4 protein-coding genes are annotated in these 6274 nt (G+C 45.3%); all 4 read left to right on the top strand.

The window, feature by feature from the left end:
• The first annotated feature begins 106 nt into the window (after positions 1-106).
• The 4 genes from QUA00_RS35915 to QUA00_RS35900 all read left to right on the top strand — a co-directional run bounded on the left by QUA00_RS35915 (position 107) and on the right by QUA00_RS35900 (position 6098).
• On the top strand, positions 107-1450 hold the full coding sequence (locus tag QUA00_RS35915; protein WP_333413324.1) for a nitrate/sulfonate/bicarbonate ABC transporter ATP-binding protein: 1344 nt from the start codon (positions 107-109) through the stop codon (positions 1448-1450).
• A gap of 284 nt (positions 1451-1734) precedes the next feature.
• Positions 1735-3471 (top strand): ABC transporter permease subunit, encoded by a 1737-nt coding sequence (locus QUA00_RS35910; RefSeq protein ID WP_333413322.1) that lies wholly within the window; start codon positions 1735-1737, stop codon positions 3469-3471.
• Positions 3472-3664: 193 nt separating this feature from the next.
• Positions 3665-5062 (top strand): magnesium transporter, encoded by a 1398-nt coding sequence (gene mgtE, locus QUA00_RS35905; RefSeq protein WP_333102113.1) that lies wholly within the window; start codon positions 3665-3667, stop codon positions 5060-5062.
• Between the two features lie 127 nt (positions 5063-5189).
• Positions 5190-6098, top strand: coding sequence for a hypothetical protein (locus QUA00_RS35900; protein ID WP_333413320.1), 909 nt, complete (start codon positions 5190-5192; stop codon positions 6096-6098).
• The last annotated feature ends 176 nt before the right edge of the window (positions 6099-6274 follow it).

Genomic DNA, 6274 nt, shown 5'->3' with positions numbered 1-6274 from the left:
TGACTACTGACTACTGACTACTGACTACTGACTACTGACTACTGACTACTGACTACTGACTACTGACTACTGACTAAATTTAAACAACAAGCGAGGAGGTTTAGTTGTGGTAGTTAAAACAGCAACAGAGTGCCTGATTACCTTAGAAGGCGTTAGCAAAGCTTACTCGCAGCCCAACGGTCAAACAATCTCTATTTTAGAGCCAATTAATTTAGATTTGCGATCGGGCGAAATAGTAGCTTTGCTCGGCCCTTCCGGTTCGGGAAAATCAACATTAATGCGAATGATTGCCGGACTTATCCCGCCCACCGCAGGTCAAGTTCTATACCACAATCGTCCTTTAGTCGGCTTAAATCCTGGAGTAGCCATTGTATTTCAAAACTTTGCCCTTTATCCCTGGTTGACGGTACTAGAAAATGTAGAATTAGGCTTAAAAGCTAAAGGAGAATTGCCCGAACCGCGCCGAAAAAAAGCCTTACGGATGATTGACATTATCGGTTTAGACGGATTTGAAAATGCTTATCCAAAAGAACTTTCCGGCGGAATGCGGCAGCGGGTAGGATTTGCTAGAGCTTTGGCGGTAGAACCCGAATTGCTTTGCATGGATGAACCGTTTTCAGCTTTAGACGTGCTGACAGCAGAAAACTTGCGGTTTGAGTTATTAGATTTGTGGCTGGAAAAAAAGATTCCGACTCAAGCTGTGTTAATCGTAACTCACGGGATTGAGGAAGCGGTAATTTTAGCCGATCGCGTTGTAGTCTTGGGTCGCAACCCGGGGCGAATTCGCGCCGAGTTAACGGTGACTTTGCCGCACTACCGCGATCGTAAAACTCCCGAATTCCAAGCTCTCGTAGACCAAGTTTACAAAATTCTCACCAATCCTGACTTGAGCGACGAAACAGTAACAGCACCTGCTGAAAGTGCCGCTACTGTGTCTCAACCTCAACCCGCTCAAAGCGCTAAATACCAATCTCTGCCGCAGGTGCGAATCGGTGCGATCGCAGGTCTGTTGGAACTCTTGGAAGACCGCAAGGAGCAGGATCTCTACCGCCTCGGTCAAGAATTAATGTTAGAGGTTGACGACATTTTGCCGATCGTGGAAGCAGCAAAATTAATGGAATTTCTGGTAATTCAAGAAGGCGACCTCCTGTTAACACCAGTTGGCATTCAGTTCATTGCCGGCGGAATTGACCAGCGCAAACAAATTGTTCGCACCCAAATTCTCAGCAATATTCGCCTCGTACAGCAAATGTATCGAATGCTTCAGGCTAAGCGCAATCACCGCATTTCTGAAGAGTTGATTTTGGATATTCTCGAAGCCCACTTTAGTCCCAAAGAAGCAATGCGGCAATTGCAAACTGCTATTGACTGGGGTCGCTATGCAGAGTTATACAGTTATGATGAGCCCGGGGGCGAAATGTTCTTAGAATCGGAATATAAAGCTGAGTAGTTATTTGCTATTTGTTATTTTTTATTGGTTAGTTGTTGCTTGTTAGTTGTTGCTTGTTAGTCGTTATTTGTTGGTATCTTAGTCTTGTTTGTTGGTATCTTAGTCTTAGTCTTGTTCCCAGGCTCTGCCTGGGAATACATACCCGGAGGCTCTGCCTCCAATAAGCAATAACTAATAAGCAATAACCAATAACCAATAAACAATAACCAATAATCAATAACCAATGCGCGATACCCATGCCCCATGCCCGATGCCCGATGCCCCATTCCCAATAAGTAATTATTATGACAAGACCCTTAACACCGGCCAATAAAACTTTAGAAAGGTCAGCTTGGACTTGGCAAGACGGTTTGCTGATTCTAGCCATCTTCTCTCTAATTTTGGTAATTGTCCAAACAGCTTCTCAATTCAGCAGTGACTACAACCCTAATTTCAAAATTGAGACTACCCTAAATGTCTTGCCAGCCTATACAGCCCAGAGTCTCTTACGCATGGTAGCAGCCTATTTTTTATCGCTGCTGTTTACCCTAGTTTATGCTTATTCTGCTTACCGCTTTCCCCTAGCCGCCAAAATTTTAATTCCCTTGTTAGACATTTTGCAGTCGATTCCAGTTTTATCTTTTTTGCCGGGAGTGGTTTTAGCGCTAGTTACTTTATTTCCCGGTCAAAGAATCGGCGTAGAACTCGCATCGATTATCTTAATATTTACGGGGATGACTTGGAATATGACTTTTAGTTTCTATCAGTCGCTTTCCGCGATTCCGCGAGAACTTAAGGAAGCTGCTCAAGTTTATCGGCTCAATGCTTGGCAGCCGTTCTGGACGTTAGAATTGCCCGCTGGTGCGATCGGGCTGGTGTGGAACAGCGTCATGTCAGTGGCGGGCGGCTGGTTCTTTTTGATTGCGATTGAATCTTTTACCTTGGGGGACAAAAACTTTAATTTGCCCGGACTCGGTTCATATTTGGGCAAGGCAGCTAATGAAGGAAACTTTGGGGCGATCGGCTGGGGTTTAGCAGTATTAATTGGTGTGATTATAGCCATAGACTTTTTCGTGTGGCAGCCTTTGATTGCTTGGGTAGAAAAGTTTAAATATCAATCCGTGGAAGCTACCAATGTACCGCAATCAAATGTGTTAGATTTTTTAAGACGATCGGCGACGCTGCGGGTTTTTAAGTCGCGTATTTCGCCGCTAGCCGACAGTTTTGATCGCGGTTTGGCTAGAGCTTTTGCACCAGTTAATTTACCAACAAATCCCCGACAAAACAGCCGCATCCGAAAGTGGATAAATTGGATATTTGTTAGTGGGTTTGCCGTCATTGTGCTTTGGGGAACTTGGGAAGCAGTGCTGCTGCTGCGGTTGCTGAATTTGTCTGACTGGCAAAAAGTCATGACAGGTGCAGTTTTCACAGCTTTGCGGGTCATTTGCGCGCTATTTTTATCGCTGTTGTGGACAGTGCCGGTCGGAGTGGCGATCGGTCGAAATCCACGTTTAGCTCAAATTTTGCAGCCATTAGTACAAATAGCAGCTTCTGTACCGGCAACCGCTTTATTTCCCGTATTGCTACTAGCTTTAATTCACGCTGGAGGCGGCTTGCAAATTGGTTCTGTGGCGCTGATGATGTTGGGGACAATGTGGTATTTGCTGTTTAACGTTATTGCCGGCGCTCAATCGATACCTTCCGAGTTGTTTGAAGCGGCACAAGTTTACAAACTCTCCCTAATCCAGCGCTGGCAGACTTTGATTTTACCGGGAATTTTCCCATACTTGAGCACAGGAATTATTACCGCCGTTGGCGGTGCTTGGAATGCAAGTATTGTCAGCGAGTACGTGCAGTTTAAAGGTCAAATTGTTACTACAGAGGGTTTGGGAGAAACTATTTCTCAGGCTACGGCATCTGGGAATTTTCCTTTGCTGTTGGCTGCTACTTCTGTGATGTCGTTGTTGGTTGTATTGACTAACCGTTTGGTGTGGCGGCCACTTTACCGTTTGGCACAAGAAAAATATCAATTGTTGGTTTAAGTAAATCAATATAAAAAACCCCATACCAAAAAAAACGGTTGCGAGAATACATCTTGGTTTGGTGGTGAAGCCTCCACTAAGAAACTGGGTTGCTAACCCCGCCGGTATAAATCGTATAACTGCAACCAGTGGCGTCAATAGGCTCTAAACTGGATTCAGGAAGGCGCGCAGCACAGGTTTAGGAGGGTCATCAATGACAGAAAAAAGTTATCAATCGTCTTCTCTACCCACCTACGCGCGAAAGGAACTGCGGGAATTAGTTCGATCGCAGTTAAGGGCCCTGTTGGAAGAAGGAGACTTTAAAGGAGCAAAAGCGATTTTGCACCCGGTGCAGGAAGCAGACATAGCTGAAGCTATCGAAGGCCTGCCAGAAACCATGCAAGTAATAGCTTTCCGCTTGCTTTCCAAAGACGAAGCAATCGCAGTCTACGAATATCTCGACTCCAGCGTTCAGCAGTCCCTCTGCGAAAAATTCAAACGCCAAGAAGTCATTGACATTGTAGATAAAATGTCCCCGGACGATCGAGCTAAACTGTTTGACGAACTGCCGGCAATATTAGTCCGTCGCCTGTTGGGTGAATTGAGCCCGACGGAACGGGAAGCTACGGCTCAACTTTTGGGTTACGAAGCCAGTACCGCCGGTCGGATTATGACCCCGGAATACATTTCTCTGAAAGAAAGCTTTACCGTCGCCCAAGCTTTAGACCGAATTCGCTCTTTGGCTAAAACTACCGAAACAATTTATTCTCTTTACGTCACCGACGCCGGACGCAGCTTGACAGGTATTTTATCTTTGCGGGATTTAGTCACTTCCCCCCTCGACAAAACTGTCGGCGAAATTATGACCCGCGAGGTAGTTTCTGTTCAAACTGACACGGATCAAGAAGAAGTAGCTAGGCTGATCCAGCGTTACGATTTTTTAGCTGTGCCCGTTGTAGACCGCGAACAGCGTCTGGTCGGCATCATTACAGTTGACGACGCGATCGACATTTTAGAACAAGAAGCAGCCAAAGATATTTATACCTTGGGCGGCGTCCAGTCCGGCGGCGACAATTATTTTCAGACCGATTTAATCACTGTTGCCCGGAAAAGGGTCGTGTGGCTGTTTGTTCTGCTTTTAACTAATACTGTCACCGGCGCAATTATTCGAGCTCAAGAAGATATTTTGCACCAAGTAGTCGCCCTAGCAGCCTTTATTCCCCTGCTGACTGGCACTGGAGGCAATGTCGGAGCTCAGTCCTCAACTGTTGTAATTCGCGGTTTGAACACTGACGAAATTACAGCAATGGGCCCGTTTCAAGTAATTGTTCGGGAGGGGATGGCAGGAGCGCTGCTAGGAGCTATATTGGGGACTGTAGCGACGGGCTGGGCTTACACTCTGCAAGGGAGTTTAGCAGTGGCACTCGCGGTGGGAGTGAGTTTGTTTGCGATCGCAATTTTAGCTTCTATTGCCGGTTCAGCTCTGCCGTTTCTATTTCGTTCTTTGGGTTTAGACCCCGCTTTAATGTCTGCTCCTTTTATTACCACCGCAGTTGATGTCCTTGGGGTCTTGATTTATTTCACTTTAGCTCGACTAATTTTGCAGATTTAATATATTTAAGTAGATTGGCATCAATAAAAAAACCATAGTAATTTTAAATTCGGTGATGTACAGCCTCCCAATGACTGATGACCAATGACCAATGCCCAATGCCCAATGCCCAATTCCCCATTAAGCTATGTCATCATCCAATTCACCAACCAAAATCCAAAATCCCAAGTCGAGCAATTGGTTAGAAACTGCTGAAGTGGTTTTTATTGCTGCCTCTGCTGTGGGATTGGCTGCTAGTTTGGTTTGGGGGCAGAGCGTTTATGCTCAAGTGCCTGTAGTGATTTCGTTGGTGTTGAATTTTGTGAACCGGCAGAAGCTGCACAGGCAAGTTAAAGCAAGTACGGCTGCCACGTTCGATCGCGTAAATCAACAAGCAGCTACTACCGATCGGGCGATCGAGCAATTGCAACTTGCTGTAAATGCTTTAGACGAAGCTCTTTCTCAAACATCTCGCGAAAATCTCAATGTTGGGCCTGGAGAAAACGTACACTCTCTAATTTCAGCAATTGAGAACCTGCGCCAGCGACTAATAATTTTAGAAAAAACTATTAAAATGATTCAAAGCGAGATAGAACTCACCAGCCGCCAATTCAAACAGCGACCGGAGTTGCAACAAGTCGAAACTTTGACAACAATAATTCTGGACTTGCAGCAGTTTATCAACGAACTGCCACAGTGGGGCAATTTGCAGCAGCGCCAGCTAACAGAACTTCAGCAAAAAGTAGACAATGCTTTGGCTGAACTCTCAGAAGAAATTGCTGCGATTCCCAACCGCGTGCAAGAAGCAGTGGGCGATCGCAATTCTCAACCAGAGAGTTCTGCCGAGCGAAATAAGGCCGCTCGACCTAAAACCTACGATGTTGAGAAAATTCGCCAGAAGTATCCCAGAGCTTATGTCAAGTGGAGTCGGGAAGAAGATGAGAAGTTGAAGAATGAATATGCTAGCGGTCAACCAATTGGTGAATTAGCAAAGAAATTTCAGCGACAGCCTAGTGCCATTCGTTCGCGCTTACAAAAATTAGGATTAATCGAATAATGGTAATATCATTTCCGGTTACACTCATACATGATGTTGACTGTTGACTGTTGACGGTTCACTGTCAACCGTCAACAGTCAACAGTCAACTCGAATTTACTAAGCTGTTCAGCATCTAAAACGCATATTGCATAGTATAATATGATGATATTTATAAAAAGTCAATGCCTACTAAA

Origin of the sequence: Microcoleus sp. T2B6 (assembly GCF_036700475.1) — a bacterium.
Classification (GTDB): domain Bacteria; phylum Cyanobacteriota; class Cyanobacteriia; order Cyanobacteriales; family Microcoleaceae; genus Microcoleus.
This window is presented reverse-complemented; position numbering and strand designations above follow the sequence as displayed.